Source organism: Tardiphaga sp. vice154, assembly GCF_007018645.1.
Taxonomy (GTDB): Bacteria; Pseudomonadota; Alphaproteobacteria; order Rhizobiales; family Xanthobacteraceae; genus Tardiphaga.
This window is the reverse complement of record NZ_CP041399.1, coordinates 1891103-1912444: the sequence shown is the minus strand read 5'-3', so window position 1 is coordinate 1912444 and position 21342 is coordinate 1891103. Positions and strand designations below refer to the sequence as shown.

The following is a 21342-nucleotide window of genomic DNA, read 5'->3' as shown; positions in this document are numbered from 1 at the left end:
CCATCTGCCCTATTCCGCCGCAAGCGGCTTGGCGGCTTCGGCGCGCAGTTCGGCGCGGGTCTTCGGCTTAGCCTTAATTTTCAGATCCTCGAAATCGAGCTTGTCGCGAACGCTGTTGCGGAAGATCTGCTCCTTGCCGGGCATGTATTGTGGCGGGCAATACGCATCTTTCGCGCCGTACCAGGCCGCAGCCTTGAGCGTGAAGGACGGATCGACCAGATGCGGACGGCCCAGCGCCACCAGATCGGCGCGGCCGGCGGCGAGGATGGTGTTGACCTGATCGGCTGACGTGATGTTACCGACGCACATGGTGGCGACCTTGCTCTCGTTGCGGACCTGCTCGGAGAACGGCGTCTGGAACATGCGGCCGTAGATCGGCTGGGCATCGCGAACCGTCTGGCCGGTCGAGATGTCGACGAGGTCGACGCCGGCTTCCGCGAAGGCGCGCGCGATCAGCACGGCGTCGTCGCCGGTGATGCCGCCCTCGGCCCAGTCGGTGGCGGAGATGCGCACCGACATCGGCTTGTGCGACGGCCACGCCGCGCGCATCGCCGCAAATACTTCCAGCGGGAAGCGCAAACGATTGTCCAGCGAGCCGCCGTAGTCATCGGTTCGCTGGTTGGTCAGCGGCGAGATGAAACTGGCCAGCAGGTAGCCGTGGGCGCAGTGCAGCTCCAGCATGTCGAAGCCGCAGGCATCGCCGCGCTCGGCCGACGCCACGAACTCGGCCTTGACCGAATCCATCGCGGCACGGTCCATCTCGCGCGGCACCTGGCTGTCCGGATAATACGGCAGCGGCGACGCCGACAGCACGTCCCAGCCGCCCTCTTCGAGCGGACGGTCCATGCCGTCCCACATCAGCCTGGTCGCGCCCTTGCGCCCGGCGTGGCCGAGCTGCAGGCAGATCTTGGACGCCGAATTCGCGTGCACGAAATCGACGATGCGCGTCCACGCCCCCTGCTGCTCGTCATTCCACAGCCCGGCGCAGCCGGGCGTGATGCGGGCGTCGCGGCCGACGCAGACCATCTCGGTGAAGACGAGGCCGGCGCCGCCGATCGCGCGCGAACCGTAGTGCACCAGATGGAAATCACCAGGCACGCCTTCGCTGGCCGAATACATGCACATCGGCGACACCACGGCGCGGTTCGCCAGCACCATATCGCGCAAGCGCAGCGGCTGGAACATCGGCGCCGCAGGCTTCTTCAGGTCGACGTCGAAGCCCTTGGCCTGCACCTGCAGCGCAAACGCTTTGTCCACTTCCTTGACGAAGTCCGGTGCGCGGAGCGTCAGGTTGTCGTAGGTGATGGCCTTGGATCGCGTCATGACGCCGAAGGCGAACTGCACGGGGTCGAAATCCCAGAACCGGTCGACGTGCTCGAACCACACCAGCGAGACGTCGGCGGAGTGCTGGATCTTCTCGGTCTCCTCGCGGCGGCCATGCTCATAGTCGTTCAGCGCAGCTTCGGTCGTCGGCGCCTTGGCCATCGCCTCATACAGCGCGATGGCATCTTCCATCGCCAGCTTGGTGCCGGAGCCGATCGAGAAATGCGCGGTCGCCTTGGCGTCGCCGAGCAGCACCATGTTGTCGCGGACCCAGCGCTTGTTGCGGATCATCGGGAAATTGCGCCACATCGAGCGGTTGATCAGCAGCTTGTGGCCTTCGAGGAATTTGCTGAAGATCTGCTCCATGCGATCGGCTGACTGCTGCTCGCTCAGGCCCTCCAGGCCCGCGCGCTTGAAGGTCTCGGGATCGGTCTCGAAAATCCAGGTCGAGCGGCCCGCCTCGTATTGATAGGCATGGGCGATGAACGGGCCCCACTCGGTTTCCTCGAACAGGAAGGTGAAGGCATCCAGCGGGCGGGTCGAACCCATCCAGGTGAACTTGTTGGAGCGCACGTCCGTAGTCGGATCGAAGTGCTGGATATATTTGTTACGGAAGTGGCTGTTGATGCCGTCGGACAGCACGATGAGATCGGCGTCGGCGAATTGCGCCTCGTCGGTGACATCGACCTCAAACATCAGCCGGCAGCCGAGTTCGCGGGCGCGCTCCTGCAGGATCAGCAGCAGGGTGCGGCGCGAGCAGCCGCAGAAGCCGTTGCCGCCGACGCGGTGCACCGTGCCGCGGAAATGCACGGCGATATCGTCCCAGTAGGCGAATTCCTGGGTGATGCGCTGGTAGCTCGGCAGGTCGTATTTTTCGAAATTGTCGAGGGTGGCGTCGGAGAAAACCACGCCGAAGCCGAAGGTATCGTCCGGCCGGTTGCGCTCGTAGACGGTGATGTCGGCGGAGGGCCGCTGCTTCTTCAACAGGATCGCGGCATAGAGCCCAGCCGGTCCGCCACCGATGATCGCGATCTTCATGCAAGCCTCCTGTCGAGCTTCGACGTAGATATTTTAATCCTAAAGCATTTCCGCGCAAGCCTGTTTGGGCGGCAGCAGGTGCCCGGAATGACATCGCGTAGCCCGGATGGAGCGCAGCGCAATCCGGTGTCAGAGCGTCAACAGGGGAGCCCGCCCCGGATTTCGCTGCGCTCCATCCGGGCTACAGACGACGTCAATTGCCCTCGAACACCGGCTTCTGCTTGTTGGCGAAGGCGTGGAAGGCGCGGGCAAAATCGTCGGTGGTCATGCACAGCGCCTGCGCCACGGCTTCGGCCTCGATAGCCTCTTCCACAGACATCGCCCATTCCATCGCCAGCATGCGCTTGGTCATGGTGTTGGCATAGGTCGGGCCCTCGGAGATCTGCTTCGCCAGTGCCTGTGCCTGCGTCAGCACCTCGCCGGACGACACGATGCGGCTAAAGAAGCCCCAGCGCTCGCCCTCCTCGGCGGTCATGAAGCGGCCGGTATAAAGCAGCTCGGAAGCGCGCGACTGGCCGATGATGCGCGGCAGGATCGCGCAGGCGCCCATGTCGCAGCCGGCCAGGCCCACCTTGTTGAACAGGAAGCCGACCTTGGCGCCGGTGGCGGCGATCCGGAGGTCGGAGGCCATCGCCATGATAGCGCCGGCGCCGGCGCAGATGCCTTCGACGGCGGCGATCACCGGCTGCGGGCAGCCGCGCATCGCCTTGACGAGGTCGCCGGTCATCCGCGTGAAGGCGGTGAGGTCCTTGGTGTTCATCTCGACCAGCGGGCCGATGATCTCGAACACGTCTCCGCCCGACGAGAAGTTACCGCCGGCGCCGGTCACCACGATGGTCTTGACGCTGTCATCCATCGCGCAGGCGCGGAAGAAGTCGGTGAGTTCGCGGTAGCTCTGGAAGGTCAGCGGGTTCTTCCGCTCCGGCCGGTTCAGCGTCACGGTCGCGATGCCATCCGCGACCGTGAGCAGGAAGTGCTCCGGTCTGTAATCAACCAGCGGCAGCGTGACGGGATTGGCGAACTTTTGCATGAGAACTCCCTGCGATTATTTTTTAGGTATCAGATTTCGCCGCCGGCAACCGCGATGGCCTGGCCGGTGATCGCGCCGGCCTTTTCTCCGCACAGCCAGATCACGGCATCGGCGACCTGCTGCGGCGTTACCAGCCGGCCTTGCGGATTATGCTTCGACAGTTCGGCAACGGCTTGCTCGCGCGTGCGCCCGGTCTTGCTGATGATGTTGTCGATACTGTCTTCCAGCAGATCCGTCTCGGTAAAACCCGGGCAAACGGCATTCACCGTGACGCCCTTGCTCGCGACCTCCAGCGCCAGCGAGCGCACCAGCCCGATCACCGCATGTTTGGCGGCGGCGTAGGCGCTGACATAGGCATAGCCCTTCAGGCCGGCGGTGGAGGCCACCGCGACAATGCGGCCATTGCGGGCGGCGACCATGCCCGGCAGCACGGCCTGGGCGGCGTAGACAACGCCCATGAAGTTGACGTCCATCATGCGCTGAAACAGCGCCGCGTCAGAACGGCCGAACGGCGCGGATTCCGCCGCCCCGGCATTGGCGACGAGAATGTCGAACGGCTGCCGCGTGGCGGCATCCGCGATGGCGGCTGTAACAGAAGCCTGATTGGAGACGTCGGCGGTGATGGCGAAGTGCGCCTCGCCGGCGGCGATCACCTCGTCCAGCGAAGCGAGGTTGCGGCCCATGATCGTCACCGTGGCACCCGCCTGCGCCAGCGACGCGGCAATGGCGCGGCCGATGCCGCGGCCGCCGCCGGTGACCAGCGCGTGGGTGGAACGGGACAATCCGGACATGCGTCACCTTCGGCAGGCTCGCCATGAGCCTGCCCGGATATTATTTTATGCTTCAAGCTTTTGCAAGGAAGCGCCGGATCGACGAATACTAGCCAAATACTAGCGATGGCGGCGCAGCGTCTCCGACGGGCTCTCGCCGTAACGCTGGCGGTATACGTTAGCCATCCGGCTCAGATGGGTGAACCCGAGATCGAAGGCCAGATCGGTCACGCGCTGGCCAGGCGCAGCGCACATCAGGCGGGCCTGCAAGTGCGTCAGCCGGATATCCAGCAGCGCGTCCGAAATCGACATGCCGAAATGCCGTCGGAAGCCGAGCTGCAGCGACCGTATCCCGATCCCCGCCTCGCGCGCCAGCCGCTCGAGATCGAGCGGCTGGGTCGCATGGGCTTCGAGATAGTCCCGTGCCTTTCGCAGCACCGACGGCAACGGGCCAAGGCGCGCCGGAAGCCGTTCGATATTGTCGGTAAGGGTATGTCGCTGACCGGTGAGCAGCAATCCGATGATGGAATCCCGCAGGGTCGCCGCGATCATCGGCGAGATCTGCTGCCCGGGACCGCATCGCTCCGCGAGCTCGGCGAGGTATTCGATCTGGGAACGCAGCGCGACGCCAAACGGCGTGTTCAGATCGATCCTCGGATCGAATTCGATGGCAACACCCGATTTTTCCGCCAGCGCCGCCGCGCGCTGCTCGACGAGTTGTCGTTCGACCAGCAGGATCAACTTGGCGCAGTGGTCATGCCAGACCATCTGGGTCGGCATGGTCGGCGACAGCAACGACGCCGAACGCCCCGCCGAAACCTCGATCGTCCGGCCTCCGGTGTCGATCCGCGCGCCGCCCTGCAGCGGGATCTGCAACAGGAAGAAGCGATCGAGGCAGCCGGGGTCAATCGCGACCGAACCGCCATAGGACACATAATTCACCGAACAGCCGTTCAAGGCGGCGCAATTGTGCTGCGCGTGAAAATCCGGCCAGGAACGCTGTACCGGATCCAGCACGTGCGGACAGAAGATGCGCCCGATTGCCTCGGCGGCCTCATCGAGGTCCGTGGTGGAAACGCGGGAGAATGCCGCAAGCCTCTCGGCGCGGATCGGTTCGGCATGGCTCGGTATCGCAGCATCCACCATCATGGTCCGATCGCTTGCACGCCCTGGCACCCAGACTAGCCAAGTCGCATCGTCACGCCTAGCAGGCGCTGCGCCGCAAATTTTGCCGTGCTGCACAATGAATGCGCAGGTCCGCGACTACAAAAAGGAGTGTGCAGGCGCAGCGCGCCGGGCCAGTCGCGGTAATTATTTCGTCGGCTGGATCATGAATTCGTTCAACGGCTAGCGACATTCCCGCAAGCCACGCAGCATTCCCAAAGGCATTAACGAGAGGAAACGCAGACATGGCGGCACTCGAAAAAGGAATAACCCAGAACGGGACGGGCTATGGCGGCACCACCTGGAACATCCTCGGACAGGTCTACTTCCCGAAGGCCATCTCCGAGTCCACCTTCGCTTTCGAGACCAATAGCGATCCCGGCCAGTTTGTGCCGGTGCATATCCATCCCACCCAGGAAGAGTTCATCCTGGTACAGGAGGGCGTGCTCGATCTCAAACTCGATGGCCAGTGGGTCCGCGCCTTTGCCGGCGATCTGGTGCGGCTGCCGCGCGGCATTCCGCATGGCTATTTCAACAAATCGGACAAACCCGCCCGGGCACTGTTCTGGGTATCGCCGACACAGAAGCTCGAAGCGCTGTTCAAGCAGCTTCATAACATGAGCGACATCGAAGCTATTGTCCGGGTGTCTGCCGACCACGAAGTGAACTTCCTTCCGCCGGAAGCCAACGATTAGGCTCGACGACCCGCACCTCTTTCACCGGCACAGGTCGCGCCCGGGCCGGAGCCCGCGCGCGACCCGCACCTCTTTCACCGGCACAGGTCGCGCCCGGGCCGGAGCCCGCGCGCATGATCCCGCACGCTCCCCGATCAGTCGGGCATCAACAGGAGACAAGCCATGGTCCGACAGAAAAGCGTTTGCGTCATCGGCGCCGGCATCGCCGGCCTTGCCGCCGCCAAGGCTTTCACCGCGCGCGGGCACAAGGTCTCGGTGCTGGAACGCAGCGGCGACCTCGGCGGCGTCTGGGAGCCGGCGCGCTCTTATCCCGGGGTCCAGACGCAGAGCCCCAAGGAGCTCTACCGCTTCACCGACAAGCCGATGCCGGCAGACTATCCCGAATGGCCCAAAGGCCCGCAGGTCTACGCCTATCTCGCCGACTATGCCCGTGACTACCAACTGCTCCCGCTGATGCGCTTTGAGACGACCGTCGTCAGCATGAATCGCCGCGACGACGGCCAGCCAGGCTGGACGCTGGAGATCCGCAATGCGGCCGGCACCACCACGCGAGAAATATTCGATTTCGTCGCCGTCTGCACCGGGCAGTTCAACGAGCGCAAGGAATTGCACCATGCCGGCGAAGACGACTTCAAAGCGGCCGGCGGTATTATACGGCATTCGGCGGAGCACACCGATTCATCCATCGTCAAAGGCCGGAAGGTCGTCGTACTCGGCGGATCGAAATCGGCCACCGATATTGCCGTGCAGTCGGTGAATGCCGGCGCCAGCGAGGTGACCTTCGTCTATCGCGAGCCGGTATGGCGGATTCCCTATTTCATCGGCGGCGTGATCAACTTCAAGCGCATCCTTTACATCCGCGCCCAGGAGGAAATGTTTCGCGGCTGGGGACTGAGCGCACTGTCGCGGCTCAATCATGCGATTGCCAAGCCCTTCGTCTGGGCCAACTGGCGCGGTCTGGAAGCCTTGCTGAAGGCGCAGCTCAAACTCAAGAAATGCGACATGGTGCCGGCCGGACGGATCGAGGACGGCATCAATTGTTCGGTTCCGATCGCCACGCCGGGATTTTTCCCGATGGTCGCCGACGGCCGCATCAAGGCGATCCGCGGCACCTTCGACCACTATGACGGCAAGACGATCGTGATGTCGGGCGGCCAGCGCGTCGAGGCGGATATCGTGGTGCAGGCGATCGGGTTCAAGCTTGGCGTGCCGTTCCTGCCGCAGCCATATCGCGACAGGCTGATCCAGTCGGACGGTCAGTACCGTCTGTATCGCGTGATCGCCAACCCGGACCTGCCGGACATGGGATTCGTCGGATTCAATTCCAGCTTCTGCTCGGTGCTGACGGCGGAAATGGCGGCCAACTGGCTGGTCCGCTATGCGGACGGCATGCTGGCGAAACAGCCAACGGCGGCCGAGATGCACCGGAACATGGACGAGATGCTGCATTTCAAGCGCGTCGAGCGGCCCGCGGCCGGCATCTATGGCGGGCTCTGCGTGGCCCCCTATCACTTCAAGCATTTCGACGAGCTACTCGACGACATGGGCGCCCGCGACAGGCGGCGCCGCGCGCTGGTCGAGAAATTCACGCCGCCGGACGCCGATGCCTATGCAAGGTTTCTGGCTTCCACGCCGGACTACACGGCGGAAGCCACCGCCGCTTGACGGGCCGCGGGCGAGCCGTGACCGGCTCGCCCGACCGACTTAGCTGGATTGCGCCGTCTTGATCAACTCGCGACCAATAATGACCTTCTGCACTTCGGTGGCGCCCTCATAGATCCGCAGGGCGCGGATCTCGCGGTACAGCTCCTCGACCTTGACGCCGGACTGCACGCCCATGCCGCCGAAGATCTGCACGGCGCGGTCGATCACCTTTTGCGCGGCTTCGGTGGCGAACATCTTGGCCATCGCGGCTTCGCGGGTGATGCGCGGCGCGCCCTGGTCCTTGGTCCAGGCCGAGCGATAGATCAGCAGCGCGGAGGCGTCGATGTCGGTCGCCATGTCGGCGAGGCCGGCTTGCGTCAGTTGCAGGTCACCCAGCGTATGGCCGAACATTTTGCGCGTTACGGAACGATGCACCGCCTCGTCCAGCGCGCGCCGGCCGAGACCGAGCGCCGCGGCGCCCACGGTGGAGCGAAACACGTCGAGCGTCGCCATCGCGACCTTGAAGCCTTCGCCGTCCTTGCCGATCTGGTTGGCCCGCGGCACGCGGCAGTCCTCGAAGGTCAGCGTCGCCAGCGGATGCGGCGCGATCACGTCGATTCGCTCCGATATGGTCAGGCCGGGCGTGTCGGCATCGACGACAAAAGCGCTGATGCCGCGCGCGCCGTCCTCGCCGGTACGCACGAAGACCACATAATGATCGGCGATGCCACCATTGGAAATCCAGGTCTTGCTGCCGGTAATGCGGACATGGTCGTTGCCATCCGGAACGGCTGATGTCGTCATCGCCGCGACGTCGGAGCCCGCATCGGTCTCCGACAGCGCGAAGGCCGCGATCGACTCACCGGTTGCGACGCGTGGGAGGTAGCGCGCCTTCAACTCGTCGCTGCCGAACAGGCTGATCGGCCCGGTGCCAAGCCCCTGCATCGCGAAGGCAAAGTCGGCGAGGCCGCTGACATAGGCGAGCGTCTCGCGTACCAGGCACAATGCGCGCACGTCGAAATTCGGATAGAGACCGCCATGGCTGGCCGGCACCGCGACCCGCAGCCAGCCGGCCTCACCCAGCGCCCGCACCAGCCGCCGGCAGGAGCCATCGGTATCGTGATGGTCGATCAGATCAGGGACGGTGGCTGCTGCCCATTGCGACAGTTCGGCCGACAAATTGCGGTGATGATCCTCGAAAAACGGCCACGATAAAAACGATTGATCGGACATGCTTGGCTTTCCTGCTCCGCGATGAGATTGTTTTAAACTTAAAGAGATTTCCGGCAAGGGGCACGGCCGTTGATGCGAAGCCCTGTTTCCACAAACTCTCCCTGATCCTGTGGAGCGGTCGCCTGCGACCGCGTCTCGAAGGATGACCGATTGACGCCGCGGTTCGAGATGCGCGCCAAAGGCGCGCTCCTCACCATGACGACGGAGAGCAGGAGACAGGTGCAGCGCAGCAATTGCCCACCAGCTAGGCATCCGGAAGCGCTTTAAGTCTAAAACAATCGCTTTTCATATAATTTTTGCCTGCTAGGATCTACCCCCGTTCAACCCGCCCAGGGAGATGCACGTGACTGACACAACAGCCATGACCACCAAGGACGGTCGCTTCGGCTATGAGGCGGCAGGCGACCCGAAGGCGGTGCCACTGGTATTCCTGCATGGCATCGGCGGCGCGGCGCGCGGTTGGCGCAGCCAGCTAGACGCCTTCTCAGACCGTTACTACGCCATTGCCTGGGACATGCCCGGCTATGGCGGCTCGCAGCCGCTACCCGTCACCAGCATTGCCACGCTCGCCGACGCGCTGAAGGATTTCCTCGAACAACTCGGCGCGACAAAGCCGGTGCTGGTCGGCCATTCGATCGGCGGCATGATCGTGCAGCAGTTTCTCGTGATGCATCCCGATCTCGCCGGTGCCGCGGTGCTGGCGCAGACCAGCTCGGCGTTCGGCAGCTCCGACGGCGAATGGCAGAAGAATTTCATCGAGACCCGGCTTGGCCCGCTCGATCGCGGCGAGACGATGGTGTCGATGGCACCGAAGCTGGTGCAGGATCTGGTCGGCGAGCAGCCCAGCGCTGACGGCGTGGCGCTCGCGCTCGATTGCATGGCGTCGGTCAAGCCGGACAGCTATCGCAGCTCGATGAAGGCAATGATCGGCTTCGACCTGCGCAAGAACCTTGCCGACATTACAGTACCAACGCTGCTGCTGTCCGGCTCCAAGGACAACAACGCCCCGGCCAAGACAATGGCCAAGATGGCGACCTTCGTGAAGGGCTCGACCTATGTCGAACTCGAAGGCGTCGGCCATCTCGCCGGTTTTGAACGTCCCAACGAATTCAACGAAGTGCTGCGCGACTTTCTCACCACCAGCCACGAAGTTTCGGGAACATCCTCATGAACATGCCCGCTAAACTCGACCTCGACGCCATCGTGCTCGACAGACCGATCTTCGATCCCAAGGCCTACGGCCTCACCAATGAGCAGGCGGAGATAATGACCCGCGCGCGCATGCTCGGGCAAAGCGTGTTCGCCGGCCGCGCATCGATCTGGGACAAGGAAGCGCGCTTTCCGTCGGACAACTACAAGGACCTGCACGAAGCCGGCCTGCTCGGCATCGCGATCCCCAAACAGCATGGCGGGCTCGGCGCGAACTATCAGACCTACGCCATGACGGCCGCCGAGATCGGCCGCTATTGCGGCGCCACCGCGCTGACCTGGAACATGCATGTCTGCTCGACTTTGTGGTCCGGCCCGCTCGCCGATGACCTCGACATGGACGAGCCGACCCGCGCCGACCAGGAGCGCCGCCGCGCCATTCACTACAAGCGCATTGTCGAAGACGGCGCGATCTATTCGCAGCCGTTCTCCGAAGGCGGCGCGGCCGCCGCCGGCGGTGTCGCCTTCGGCACCGAGGCGAAGCCGGTCGAGGGCGGCTGGCTGGTTAACGGCAAGAAGATTTTTGCCTCGCTCGCCGGCCACGCAAATTACTATGGCGTGCTGTGCACAGAGATGCTTGAGGGCGAGAAGGCGTCGCGCCGCAATACGCTGTATCTCGCGTTACCGGCCGACGCGCCGGGCGTCGCGGTGGTCGGCGACTGGGATCCCCTGGGCATGCGCGGCACGGTCTCGCGCACGCTGCTGTTCAAGGACGTGTTCGTGCCGCATGACGCGGCGCTGATGCCGCGCGGGGTGTATTTCCAGGCCGCGATGCGCTGGCCGCATATGTTTCTCACGCTGTCGCCGACCTATGTCGGCCTCGCGCAGGCGGCCTATGATTTCACCGTCAAATATCTGCGCGGCGAAGTGCCGGGCACGCCGCCGGTGAAGCGCAGGATGTATCAGACCAAGCAGATCGCGGTGGCGCAGATGCAGATCAAGCTCGAGCAGATCAAGGGCATCTGGTTCCAGGCGGTGACCGAGGCCTGCGCCAACCCCAGCAAGGAGCAGGTGTTGCGCGCCTACGCGGCGCAATATTCCGTGATGGAAGGCGCCAATGAGATCGCGACCCTGGCGATCCGCACCTGCGGCGGACAGGCGATGCTGAAATCGCTTCCGCTGGAGCGCATCTACCGCGACAGCCGTTGCGGCGCGTTGATGCTGCCATGGACCGCCGAACTCTGCCTCGACCGCATCGGCCGCGACGCGCTGTACGAACAGGGCGAGAAGGACGAGTAGGACTCCGTCACCGTCATCCTGAGGTGCGAGCCACTTGGCGAGCCTCGAAGGATGCGGCGACAGACGCCGGCGCTTGCGGCGCATCCTTCGAGGCCGTCGCAAGGGCGACGGCACCTCAGGATGACCGCAGAGTGCGCCGAGAGTTGAACAGGTTCGCACGACAGACGGATAACCCATCGTGGATCTCTCCGACCTCATCGCCCGCAACGCGGCCTTCACGCCGGACAGGCCCGCGATTCGTTTCGAGGGCGCGACGCTCAGCTATGCCGTCTTCAACGCGCGCATCGAGGCGACCGCGAAGGCGCTGAAGGCCGAATGCCATGTCGGCCGCGGCGACCGGGTCGCCATTCTCAGCCTCAACCGGCCGGACTATCTGGTGCTGCTCTATGCCTGCGCGCGGCTCGGCGCGATGCTGGTGCCGCTGAACTGGCGGCTGGCGGTGGCCGAGCAAATGTTCATTCTCGCCGATGCGTCGGTGAAGGTGCTGGTGCTGGAACAGGCTTTCGCCGCGATCCTGCCGGCGCTGGCCAATGAGCTGCCCGACACCCGAATCATCGCGCTCGATTTTTCGCCGCCTGCTCCGGCGCGAACATTCGAAGCCCTGCTGGCGACGGCGTCAGGCGACGGCCGCAATCCGCATACCGACCTCACCTGCCCGCTTCTGATCGTCTACACCTCCGGCACCACCGGCCGCCCCAAGGGCGCCGTGCTGCGCCAGGAGGCGCTGCTGTGGAACGGCATCATGAGCCAGCACATGCATGGCCTGACCTCCGACGACCACGTGCTGACCGTGCTGCCGTTTTTCCATGTTGGCGGCCTCAACATCCAGACCACGCCGGCGCTGCACATCGGCGCCACAGTGACGATCCACGCCCGCTTCACGCCCGACTCGACGCTTTCCGCCATCACCCATCAGCGACCGACGCTGACGGTGTGGGTGCCGGCGATCATCCAGGCGATGACCGAGCATCCGGCATGGGCCGCCGCCGACGTGGTCTGCCTCAAGGCGGTTTCCACCGGCTCGCAGATCGTGCCGCCGCATCTGATTGCCCGGCTCAGCGCGCGCGGCATCCCGGTGCTGCAGGTCTATGGCTCCACCGAGACCTGCCCGATTTCGATCTACACGCGGCTCGGCGGCGACCTCTCGCGCACCGGTTCGACCGGCCTGCCCGGCCTGTGCTGCGAGGCCATGATCGTCGATGATTCCGGCACCGAACTGCCCACCGGCACCGCCGGCGAGATCGCGGTGCGCGGCCCCAACGTGTTCTTCGAATATTGGGGCAACGAGGCGGCGACATCGGAGGCGCTGCATGACGGCTGGTACCGCACCGGCGACATCGGCACCCGCGACGCCGACGGTTACTTCTGGGTCCACGACCGCAAGAAGAACATGATCATCTCCGGCGGCGAGAACATCTATCCGGCGGAAGTCGAGCGCGTGCTGCTGGAGCATCCCGACGTTGCCGAGGTCGGCGTCGTCGGCCTGCCCGATCCGAAATGGACGGAGGTGCCGGTCGCCTATGTGATTCGGCGGCCGGATGGCAGCGTTACCGCCGAAGCGCTGCGCGCACATGTTCTGACGCAGCTCGCCCGCTTCAAGGTGCCGCGCGATATCGTCTTCGTCACCGAGCTGCCGCGCACTGCGCTCGGCAAGGTGCAGCATTTCAAGTTGAAGCAAGACCAGGCGGCGACGCCGATCGACGGAGAATCCCATTGAAAATCGCAGTTCTGGGCGGCGGCAACGGATCGTTTGCGGCGGCCGGTGATTTTACCCTGCAGGGCCACGAGGTCCGCCTCTGGCGCCGCGACGCCGACGCCGTCGCCGCGCATCGCGCCGCCGGCTCGCGGATTGTCGTGAAGAACGCGCAGGGCACCCACGACACCCGGCTCGCACTGGTCACCACCGACATCGCCGAAGCGATTCGCGACGCCGAGCTGATCCTGTGCCCGACACCGGCCTTCGCGCAGCCCGACATCGCCGCGCAGCTCTCGCCGCATTTGGCGGATGGCCAGGTGGTGTATCTTCCGCCGGCGACCTTCGGCTCGATGATCTTCGCCAAAGCTGCCCATGACGCCGGCAACCACGCCCGCGTCGCCTTTGCCGAGACCGGCACGCTGCCCTGGCTGGCGCGCAAGCACGGGCCCTTCGAGGTCTCGATCACCATCCGCGCCAAGCGGCTGCCGACCGGCGTGTTTCCGCTGTCGCTGTCGGACTACGCCTGCAAGGTGATTGACAAGGCCTTCCAGGGCGTGATCGAGCCGTGCGGCGATGCTTTGTCCGGCGCGCTGATGAATGCCGGCCCTATCATCCATCCGCCGCTGATCGTGATGAATGCCGGGCCATTGGAGCATTTCGAAACCTGGGACATTCACAAGGAAGGCACGCAACCCGCGATCCGCCGCGTCACCGACGCGCTCGATGCCGAGCGCATCGCCATTCGCGAAGCCTTCGGCTATGGCGGTTCGCATTTCCCCCTCGTGCAGCACTACGCCAAGGATGGCGAGGAGTGGATGTACGGCCGCGGCTCGCATGACCGTCTCACCGACTCCGGCGACTGGCGCGAACATATCGTGCTGACCGAGCACCGCTACATGCGCGAGGATCTGCGCACCGGCCTGTCGTTCTTCCTGTCCTGCGCGACGCTTTCCGGCACCGATACGCCCTTGATGAAAGCATTCCTGGCGATCGGCGGCGCCATCTGCGGCGAGAACTTCTTGCAGGGCGGCCGCACGCTGGCCTCATTGGGTTTCGGCGATCTCGACCGCGATGGTCTTCTGAAACTGCTGCGTGAAGGGTTCGCGTCATGACCGCGCGCGACGCCATCGCCTGCCTCGGTGCCGGCCGCATGGGCCGCGGCATTGCGGTGGCCTTCGCCTATGCCGGCCACGACGTCGCGATCGTCGATTTCAAAGCGCGCGATGCCAACAAGTTCGCAGTGCTGGAAGCCGAGGCGCTCGGCGAGATCCGCAAGACCTTTGCGTCGCTGTCGCGCTTCGGTCTGTTGAGCGCGGCCGATGTCGAGACATTGATGTCCCGAGTCAGCGTGGTACCGGAGGCCGGCGCTGCGGCAGCGCTATCCTCGGCCGCGATCATTTTCGAAGGCGTGCCGGAAGTACTCGACCTCAAGCGCGACGCGCTGGCGAAGGCGTCACGGCTTGCCGGCCCCGACGCGATCATCGCTTCCACCACCTCGACAATCCTGGTCGACGACATTTCGAGCGCGGTCGAGCATCCCGCGCGCTTCCTCAACGCGCACTGGCTCAATCCGGCCTATCTGGTGCCGCTGGTCGAACTGTCGCCGGGCAACGCGACCGATCCCGCGATCACCGCGCGCGTCCTTACGCTGCTGGAGGGCATCGGCAAGAAGCCCGTCGTTTGCGCGGCGACGCCCGGCTACATCGTGCCGCGGATTCAGGCGCTCGCCATGAACGAGGCCGCGCGCATGGTCGAGGAAGGCGTTGCGTCCGCTGCCGATATCGACAAGGCGATCAAATACGGTTTCGGTTTCCGCTTCGCGGTGCTCGGCCTGCTGGAATTCATCGACTGGGGCGGCGGCGATATCCTACACTATGCCAGCCAGTATCTCACCGGCGCGCTCGGCAATCAGCGCTATGCAGCACCCGATATCATCGGCCGCAACATGACCGAAGGAAAAGTCGGCCTGCGAACCGGCGAGGGGTTCCTCGACTATGCCGGCATGGACGTCGATGCCTACCGCGAGCAGCGGCTGGCGGCCTTTGTCGATTTGCTCAGGCATTTCGAACTGGCCAAACCGCCAGTGCTGTAGATGTAGCCCGGATGAAGCGCAGCGAAATCCGGGGCCGGCGCATCAGTTAGGCGCGGTTTCCCCGGATTGCGCGGCGCTCCATCCGGGCTACGAGCGCCGCAAACTATCCGAACACATCCTGCAGCACGCCGGCCTTGATCACTTCTACGCCGTCCAACGTGATCGTCGTGTTGAACACCGGCAGATCGAAATGCCCGGCAGTGTAGCGCCCGGCGAATTCATTGGCGCCGGTGGAGAACAGGAAGTTGCCGGCGACGGCGCGGATCTCGGTGCCGTTGGTGTCGCGCTGGTCGTACATCGCAAGCGATTCGTAGCGCGCGTTCGGGTTCATGCCCCAGCCGACATGCGACACCGCATAGGCTTCCTTGTCGCCCCAGGCCGCGAGGTAGCGCTTCATCATCTCGGCATCGGCGCCCTCGCCGGTGAGCTCCACCACATAGTCGTCTTTCAGCACCATACGCACCGGCGAGGTGAGATAGCGTTTGAAGGTCAGGTTGATGTCGCCGGCGTCCATCACCAGCGTGCCGTTGATGGTCTTGCTTTTCGGGAAGCTCACCACGATGCCACCCGGCCAGTGCGCCAGCGTGCCGGGCTTGTCGGTCCAGCCCCAGACGCCGACCGTCGCCGCGCCCTGCATATCGACATCGAGATCGGTGCCCGCCGCCGACGTCACCTTCATGTTCTTGGTTCCGCGCAGCATCTTCGCCGCCGCGCGGACGCGCTTCTCCAGCGCGCTGTCCGGCACCATGCGCTCGAGCGCTTCGGGGTGTTCGTTGGAGATCACCAGAATGCGCGCGCCGGCCTTCAGGATCTCCGGCGTCTCCTTGGCGTGCATCAGGCCTTCGATGGTGCAATCCACCACGAAGCCGGCCTGCTGCAGGGCCGACACCACCGGGCCCAACTGCCCGATCGCTTCCGACGCGCCGGTCGAGCGGATCGGCACCACCTGCCGGTTGCGCGGCGTCGGCAGGATCACATGGAACGGCCTGGCTCCCATCCGCAGCAGCGCCAGTTCTGCGAGGTGCACGTTGAGCGCACGCGATTGCGTCTCGGAAAGAATCGCTGCGGTATCACCGGGCTTGACCGCGCAGCGCTCAAAAATCTCGCAAAACGCGTCGATCCATTTCGCCTCGATGCGATCTGCCAGCATGCGTGTTCTCCAGTGTTTACGGCGATTATCGTTGGATGATAGGGGCGAGCGTGTTATATGAAAAGGCATATTTTTAACGTTAAAGCACAGCGCGTAATCGCGCGCTGTCCCCGCACACCAGGCGCAGTTCGATGACCGATGACAGCAACGCAAAGGCCACACAGGCGGTAAGCCCGGTGCCGTTTCGCCAGGCGCTCGGTCAGTTTCCGACCGGTGTGACGGTGGTCACCGCGATGGCGGGCGACCATCCCGTCGGCATGACCGCGAATTCGTTTTCCTCCGTATCGCTCGATCCGCCCTTGGTGTTGTGGAGCGTCGCCAAATCGTCGCCTAGCCACGATCCGTTCGTCGCGGCCGAGGCGTTCGCGATTCATTTTCTCGGGGCCAATCATGGCGAGCTGGCGATGCGGTTCGGCCGCCGTGGCTCCGACAAGTTCGCCGACATCGTGCACGCGCCCGGCGTCACCGGCGCGCCGCTGATCGAGGGTCTCGCGCCGATCTTCGAATGCAAGACTTGGGCGCGCTATCCCGGCGGCGACCACACCATCCTGGTCGGCGAGGTCGTGCGCTTCGTCGAGCGAAATCACGATCCGCTGGTGTTTCATTCCGGCGAGTTGCGTCGCATCGACAACGCGCTGCGCCGCGCGCCGAAACTCGCCAGCGGCAGCTTTGCGCGCAACTATCTGTCATATTTGCTGGCGCGCGCGAGCTTCAACGTGTCCCGCGAATTCCATGCGCGGCTGAAGGAATGGGATCTCACCGTGCCTGAATGGCGCGTGCTGGCCTGCCTGATGGATGTCGAGGGCCTGTCGGTCGGTGAACTGGCCGCGATGGCGCTGATGAAGCAGCCCGGCCTGACCAAGGTGCTCGACCGCATGGAGCGCGACGGGTTCCTGAAACGGCAGAACGCGTCGGAAGACCGCCGCCGCGTCACGCTGCATTTGACGGCAAAGGGCCGCGCCCGTGTCAAGCCGGTGCAGGCAGCGGCGCTAGCGCATGAAGCTGAGTTGCTGAAGCAGTTCAGCGACAGCGAGCGCGCGACGATCAAGCACGCGCTGGACTTGCTGATCGACAGCGGCATGGCGGAAAAGGACGGCGAGTAGGGGGACTGCGGCATCTCCGAAGTCGTCATCCTGAGGCGCTCACGCGAAGGGGGAGCCTCGAAGGATGCGGCGACGGGAGACGGCGCTCGCGGCGCATCCTTCGAGGCCGCCGCTTTCGCGACGGCACCTCAGGATGACGACGAAGTTTGAGGCCGCAAAACAAAACGGCGCCGCATCGATTCGATGCAGCGCCGTTTTTCCCGAACGTTCGCTTACTTCAGCGGCGCGACGATGGTCGGATGCTTCCAGCCGGCGACGTCGATCTTCTTCGACAGCATGCCGGTCTCGACATAGACGTCGAGCATCTGCTGGATCGCCGTGAAGTTCGGCGCCGCACCCGGGTCACGCGCGAAGTCGTTGTCCTTAAGCAGATAGGTTTCCAGCACCGGGATCGGCGCCTTCATGACTTCGTTGACGACCTTCAAGGTTTCGTCGCGGTTGGCCAGCGCCTTCTGCATGCCGAGCGTGAGATCCTGCACATAGAGCTTGGCAAGGTCCGGGCTCTTCTCGATGAAGTCGACGCGGCAGGCTTCCAGGATGTGCACGATATTGGGCTGCTGCTGCGACAGCGAGAACAGTTTTCGCGTGCCGCCCTTGGCTTCCATGCGCGCGGCGAACGGCTGGTTCATCACCGCGGAATCGACCCGGCCTGAACGCAGCGCCTCTTCGGACAGCGCGAAGCCGACCTCGACCAGTTTGACGTCCTTGGCGGCGTCAAGACCAGCCTGTTTCAGCAGGATCGCCATCGGCCCATAAATGCCGGAGCCGAGCGTGTTGATCGACATCGTCTTGCCCTTGAGATCGGCAATCGTCTTGATCGGCGAATCATCCTTGACCGCCCAATACACCGAATAGCTGCCCGGCTTTTCCGAGACGTGCTGCGCGACGATATAGGCCTTCAGCCCGCCATTGACAGCGCCCTGCGCCAGCGCCAGCGGTGACTGCGTCGCGCAATCCAGCGCGCCGGCGGCAAGCGCCTGGGTCATCGGCGCAGTGCCCTGAAACTGCACCCATTCGATGTTGTAGGCCTTGCCGATATTCGGAAATTCCTGCGGCCGCTTCATCATCCAGTATTTGGATTCCTCGGCCGGAATGGTCCAGCCGACCTTGATGGTCTGCTGGGCAAAGGCCGAACCGGCGCTGAGCGTGGCGCCCGCCACCAGTGCCGCAACAACGTGACGTGTAAGTGCAGTCCGCTTCATCTTGAAGTCCCCTGTGTCCGGATCGTCAGACCATCGCCATGCAATTGTCTTGCCGACATGCCGCCCGCTCACAATTGTTTCATGCTTCAAATGACCGCGCAATATCGACCGCAATGCGATATACGGGGTCGTCTGATTGGGCTGAGCAGCCGGGAATTGATGGACCATGAGTAACGACTTCTTCTCCGACCTTCTGGCCTCGATCTCGGAGCGCGGCCGCACCCTGCTGCGGCTGGGGCCGGCGTCCGTTGATGCACGACAGAACGCTTCCGACCTGGTCGAGCTCTGTACCGAACTGCTGTCGGGTCGCGGCGAGGCTTCGGGGACCGCGATCGCCCGCGGCGTATTCGACCGCTACCATCAGCTCGACGAAGCCGGCCGGCTGACCTTCTTCGAGACGATGGCGAGCCAGTTCGGCCCGGACGCGGACCGGCTGGAGCGCGCCATCGCCGCCTGGCATAACGATCCGAGCGGAGACACGGCCGGTAAATTGCATTTCGCCTCGGAGCCGAGGCGGCAGGAGCTGTTGCGCCGGCTCAACCGCGCGCCGGGCGCCACCGGCGAACTGGTCAACATGCGCGCCGACCTGCTCGACCTCAAGGGCGCACACAAGGAACTCGCCGTCGTCGATCGCGACTGCGTGCATCTTCTGGCATCGTGGTTCAACAGGGGGTTTCTCGTGCTGCGCCGGATCGACTGGTCGACACCCGCCATCATTCTGGAAAAGGTCATCAAATACGAGGCCGTCCACGAGATCCACGACTGGAACGATCTGCGCCGCCGCATCGATCCGGTCGATCGGCGCTGCTACGCATTTTTCCATCCCGCCTTGGTTGACGAGCCGTTGATCTTCGTCGAAGTGGCGCTGACCGAGACCATTCCGGGCGCCATCGCGCCGCTGCTGGCAGAAGACCGCCAACCGGTGGCGATCGAGCGCGCGCGCACCGCGGTGTTCTATTCGATCTCGAACTGCCAGCGCGGGCTGGGCGGCATTTCGTTCGGCAATTTCCTGATCAAGCAGGTAGTCGAGGAATTGCGCCGCGAACTGCCGAAGCTCGAAAGTTTCGTCACGCTGTCGCCGGTGCCGGGCTTCATGAAGTGGCTGCAGCGCGCGCCCGACGTGCCGATCACCGACGAGGAGCGCACGCTGCTGGCGCATCTCGACGATGCCGGATGGATCAACGACGCGCCGCTGGCCGCCCAGATCCGCACCGTGCTCGAACCGCTCGCAGCGCATTATTTCCTCAAGGCGAAATCGGCGCGCGGCGGCCCGGTGGATTCCGTCGCCCGCTTCCACCTCGGCAACGGCGCGCGCCTTGAGCGCATCGACTGGCTCGGCGACGTCTCAATGAAAGGACTGCGCGAATCTGCCGGGCTGATGGTGAACTATCTCTATCGCCTCGACGATATCGAGAAGAACCACGAAGCCTACGCCGACCACTACGAGATCGCGGCCTCCAGCGCCGTGAAGAAGCAGTTGAAGACCGAAGGCAGAAGGCTGCTGGACATGCGGCTGGGATAGTCGTCTCCCTGCACTGCAGCACGTCGCGCGCTTGCGGGCCGCGACGGAACGGCGCACCCTGAGGCAAACAATCACCGGACAACCGGTGATGCCACAGGGAGGACCACATGCTGACACGCCGTCATGTCTTGCGGGGTTCGGCTGCCGCCGCGCTCATACTCAGTGCCCGATCCGCTTTCGCGAAACCGTCGCAACCCGGCACGGCTGTCAATTTCGAAATGCCGGCCGGCGCCGTGGATTGCCATACGCACATCCACGGCGATCCCGAAAAATTCCCGATGTTCGCCGGCCGCGTCTATACGCCGGAGCCGGCCTCGCCCGAGGAGATGGCAGCGCTGCACAAGGCGCTCGGCATCCAGCGCGTCGTCATCGTCACGCCGAGCGTGTACGGCACCGACAATTCGGCGACCCTGTTCGGCATCAAGGTGCGCGGCGCCGACGCCCGCGGCGTCGCGGTGATCGACGACAAGACGACCGAAGCGCAACTCGACGAGATGCACGCGGCCGGCATCCGCGGCATTCGCGTCAATCTGGCGACCACCGGCACCAACGATCCGGCCATCGCCCGGCAGCGTGTGCAGACCGGCATCGATCGCATCAAGGCGCGCGGCTGGCATTTGCAGATCTATACCAACCTGCCCGTCATTCCGGGCATCAAGGACATCGCGTTGGCGTCGCCAGTGCCGCTGGTATTCGATCACTTCGGCGGCGCGCAGGCAGCACTCGGGCCGGAGCAGCCGGGGTTCTCGGATCTGCTCGAGCTCGTCAAAGCGGGCCGCGCCTATGTCAAGATTTCCGGCGCCTATCGCGCTTCCATGCAAGGCCCGGATTTCAACGACGTCGTGCCACTGGCCAAGGCGCTGATCTCGGCCAATCCCGACCGCATCGTCTGGGGCACCGACTGGCCGCATCCGGATTCGGTGACGCCCGCCGGCAAGAAACCGACCGATGTCACGCCGCTGCTGCAGATCGATGACGGGAGGCTGTTGAATCAGCTCGCGGTCTGGGCACCGGATGCAGCGTCGCGGAAGAAGATTTTGGTCGATAATGCGGTGAAGCTTTACGGGTTCGGGTAACCGATGCGGTCCTTCTTCCTTCTCCCCTTGTGGGAGAAGGTGGCGCCGACGAAGTCGGCGACGGATGAGGGGTTACTTGGCGACGGCACATGCGGCACCCCTCACCCTTCTCGAACCGCTTCGCGGTTCGATCCACCCTCTCCCACAAGGGGAGAG

At 64.3% G+C, this 21342-nt stretch carries 17 protein-coding genes; 10 read left to right on the top strand and 7 right to left on the bottom strand.

All coding sequences use genetic code 11. From position 1 onward, the window contains the following. Positions 1–9: 9 nt before the first annotated feature. From FIU28_RS08895 to FIU28_RS08880, 4 genes are all read right to left on the bottom strand, one after another. Positions 10–2361: a bifunctional salicylyl-CoA 5-hydroxylase/oxidoreductase gene (locus FIU28_RS08895; RefSeq protein WP_143572586.1), complete on the bottom strand. Its 2352-nt coding sequence runs from the start codon at positions 2359–2361 to the stop codon at positions 10–12. A 193-nt stretch (positions 2362–2554) separates the two neighbouring features. Further along, the gene (locus FIU28_RS08890; RefSeq protein WP_143572585.1) at positions 2555–3391 is read right to left on the bottom strand and encodes an enoyl-CoA hydratase family protein; all 837 of its coding nucleotides are present in this window, start codon (positions 3389–3391) and stop codon (positions 2555–2557) included. A 29-nt stretch (positions 3392–3420) separates the two neighbouring features. After that, positions 3421–4182: an SDR family NAD(P)-dependent oxidoreductase gene (locus tag FIU28_RS08885; protein ID WP_143572584.1), complete on the bottom strand. Its 762-nt coding sequence runs from the start codon at positions 4180–4182 to the stop codon at positions 3421–3423. 99 nt (positions 4183–4281) lie between these two features. After that, complete coding sequence (locus FIU28_RS08880; RefSeq protein ID WP_441351653.1) at positions 4282–5310, bottom strand: AraC family transcriptional regulator; 1029 nt, start codon at positions 5308–5310, stop codon at positions 4282–4284. Positions 5311–5570: 260 nt separating this feature from the next. Between FIU28_RS08880 and FIU28_RS08875 the strand changes: the two genes are divergently transcribed. Then, positions 5571–6020: a cupin domain-containing protein gene (locus FIU28_RS08875; protein WP_143572583.1), complete on the top strand. Its 450-nt coding sequence runs from the start codon at positions 5571–5573 to the stop codon at positions 6018–6020. 162 nt (positions 6021–6182) lie between these two features. Then, a complete protein-coding gene (locus FIU28_RS08870; RefSeq protein WP_143572582.1) occupies positions 6183–7685 on the top strand; it encodes a flavin-containing monooxygenase in 1503 nt (500 codons plus the stop codon). A gap of 39 nt (positions 7686–7724) precedes the next feature. On the opposite strand, the gene FIU28_RS08865 is transcribed toward FIU28_RS08870, so the two are convergent. Continuing rightward, positions 7725–8897 carry an acyl-CoA dehydrogenase family protein gene (locus tag FIU28_RS08865; protein ID WP_143572581.1) on the bottom strand — a complete coding sequence of 391 codons (1173 nt, stop codon included), beginning with the start codon at positions 8895–8897 and terminating at the stop codon, positions 7725–7727. Positions 8898–9234: 337 nt separating this feature from the next. On the opposite strand from FIU28_RS08865, the gene FIU28_RS08860 reads away from it, so the two are divergent. The 5 genes from FIU28_RS08860 (at position 9235) to FIU28_RS08840 (ending at position 15133) form a co-directional block, all read left to right on the top strand. Continuing rightward, the gene (locus tag FIU28_RS08860) at positions 9235–10068 is read left to right on the top strand and encodes an alpha/beta fold hydrolase (RefSeq protein WP_246660924.1); all 834 of its coding nucleotides are present in this window, start codon (positions 9235–9237) and stop codon (positions 10066–10068) included. Further along, complete coding sequence (locus FIU28_RS08855; RefSeq protein WP_143572580.1) at positions 10065–11345, top strand: acyl-CoA dehydrogenase family protein; 1281 nt, start codon at positions 10065–10067, stop codon at positions 11343–11345. The genes FIU28_RS08860 and FIU28_RS08855 overlap by 4 nt, the downstream gene beginning before the upstream one ends. A gap of 178 nt (positions 11346–11523) precedes the next feature. Continuing rightward, positions 11524–13062 carry a class I adenylate-forming enzyme family protein gene (locus tag FIU28_RS08850; RefSeq protein ID WP_143572579.1) on the top strand — a complete coding sequence of 513 codons (1539 nt, stop codon included), beginning with the start codon at positions 11524–11526 and terminating at the stop codon, positions 13060–13062. After that, a complete protein-coding gene (locus tag FIU28_RS08845; protein WP_143572578.1) occupies positions 13059–14153 on the top strand; it encodes an NAD/NADP-dependent octopine/nopaline dehydrogenase family protein in 1095 nt (364 codons plus the stop codon). Before FIU28_RS08850 ends, FIU28_RS08845 begins: the two co-directional genes overlap by 4 nt. Beyond that, the gene (locus FIU28_RS08840; RefSeq protein WP_143572577.1) at positions 14150–15133 is read left to right on the top strand and encodes a 3-hydroxybutyryl-CoA dehydrogenase; all 984 of its coding nucleotides are present in this window, start codon (positions 14150–14152) and stop codon (positions 15131–15133) included. The genes FIU28_RS08845 and FIU28_RS08840 overlap by 4 nt, the downstream gene beginning before the upstream one ends. A 103-nt stretch (positions 15134–15236) precedes the next feature. Here FIU28_RS08840 and FIU28_RS08835 read toward each other — a convergent pair whose 3' ends face one another. Continuing rightward, on the bottom strand, positions 15237–16283 hold the full coding sequence (locus FIU28_RS08835; RefSeq protein ID WP_143572576.1) for a peptidase M29: 1047 nt from the start codon (positions 16281–16283) through the stop codon (positions 15237–15239). 131 nt (positions 16284–16414) lie between these two features. Here FIU28_RS08835 and FIU28_RS08830 point away from each other — a divergent pair, with 131 nt between their 5' ends. Beyond that, positions 16415–17386, top strand: a complete 972-nt coding sequence (locus tag FIU28_RS08830) for a flavin reductase (protein WP_143572575.1) — start codon at positions 16415–16417, stop codon at positions 17384–17386. Between the two features lie 212 nt (positions 17387–17598). Here FIU28_RS08830 and FIU28_RS08825 read toward each other — a convergent pair whose 3' ends face one another. Then, a complete protein-coding gene (locus FIU28_RS08825) occupies positions 17599–18588 on the bottom strand; it encodes an ABC transporter substrate-binding protein (protein ID WP_143572574.1) in 990 nt (329 codons plus the stop codon). 166 nt (positions 18589–18754) lie between these two features. Here FIU28_RS08825 and FIU28_RS08820 point away from each other — a divergent pair, with 166 nt between their 5' ends. Beyond that, entirely contained in the window at positions 18755–20110 is a 1356-nt protein-coding gene (locus tag FIU28_RS08820) for a malonyl-CoA decarboxylase (protein WP_143572573.1), read from the top strand. Positions 20111–20217: 107 nt separating this feature from the next. After that, the gene (locus tag FIU28_RS08815; RefSeq protein ID WP_143572572.1) at positions 20218–21186 is read left to right on the top strand and encodes an amidohydrolase family protein; all 969 of its coding nucleotides are present in this window, start codon (positions 20218–20220) and stop codon (positions 21184–21186) included. Positions 21187–21342 lie beyond the last annotated feature (156 nt).

Excerpts from the sequence above, each read along its gene's own strand:
- FIU28_RS08835 (WP_143572576.1), bottom strand. The coding sequence starts at position 16,283 with ATGCTGGCAGATCGCATCGAGGCGAAATGGATCGACGCGTTTTGCGAG.
- FIU28_RS08895 (WP_143572586.1), bottom strand. The coding sequence starts at position 2,361 with ATGAAGATCGCGATCATCGGTGGCGGACCGGCTGGGCTCTATGCCGCG.
- FIU28_RS08825 (WP_143572574.1), bottom strand. The coding sequence starts at position 18,588 with ATGAAGCGGACTGCACTTACACGTCACGTTGTTGCGGCACTGGTGGCG.
- FIU28_RS08820 (WP_143572573.1), top strand. The coding sequence starts at position 18,755 with ATGAGTAACGACTTCTTCTCCGACCTTCTGGCCTCGATCTCGGAGCGC.
- FIU28_RS08860 (WP_246660924.1), top strand. The coding sequence starts at position 9,235 with ATGCACGTGACTGACACAACAGCCATGACCACCAAGGACGGTCGCTTC.
- FIU28_RS08880 (WP_441351653.1), bottom strand. The coding sequence starts at position 5,310 with ATGATGGTGGATGCTGCGATACCGAGCCATGCCGAACCGATCCGCGCC.
- FIU28_RS08865 (WP_143572581.1), bottom strand. The coding sequence starts at position 8,897 with ATGTCCGATCAATCGTTTTTATCGTGGCCGTTTTTCGAGGATCATCAC.
- FIU28_RS08885 (WP_143572584.1), bottom strand. The coding sequence starts at position 4,182 with ATGTCCGGATTGTCCCGTTCCACCCACGCGCTGGTCACCGGCGGCGGC.
- FIU28_RS08870 (WP_143572582.1), top strand. The coding sequence starts at position 6,183 with ATGGTCCGACAGAAAAGCGTTTGCGTCATCGGCGCCGGCATCGCCGGC.
- FIU28_RS08890 (WP_143572585.1), bottom strand. The coding sequence starts at position 3,391 with ATGCAAAAGTTCGCCAATCCCGTCACGCTGCCGCTGGTTGATTACAGA.
- FIU28_RS08830 (WP_143572575.1), top strand. The coding sequence starts at position 16,415 with ATGACCGATGACAGCAACGCAAAGGCCACACAGGCGGTAAGCCCGGTG.
- FIU28_RS08855 (WP_143572580.1), top strand. The coding sequence starts at position 10,065 with ATGAACATGCCCGCTAAACTCGACCTCGACGCCATCGTGCTCGACAGA.
- FIU28_RS08815 (WP_143572572.1), top strand. The coding sequence starts at position 20,218 with ATGCTGACACGCCGTCATGTCTTGCGGGGTTCGGCTGCCGCCGCGCTC.
- FIU28_RS08875 (WP_143572583.1), top strand. The coding sequence starts at position 5,571 with ATGGCGGCACTCGAAAAAGGAATAACCCAGAACGGGACGGGCTATGGC.
- FIU28_RS08840 (WP_143572577.1), top strand. The coding sequence starts at position 14,150 with ATGACCGCGCGCGACGCCATCGCCTGCCTCGGTGCCGGCCGCATGGGC.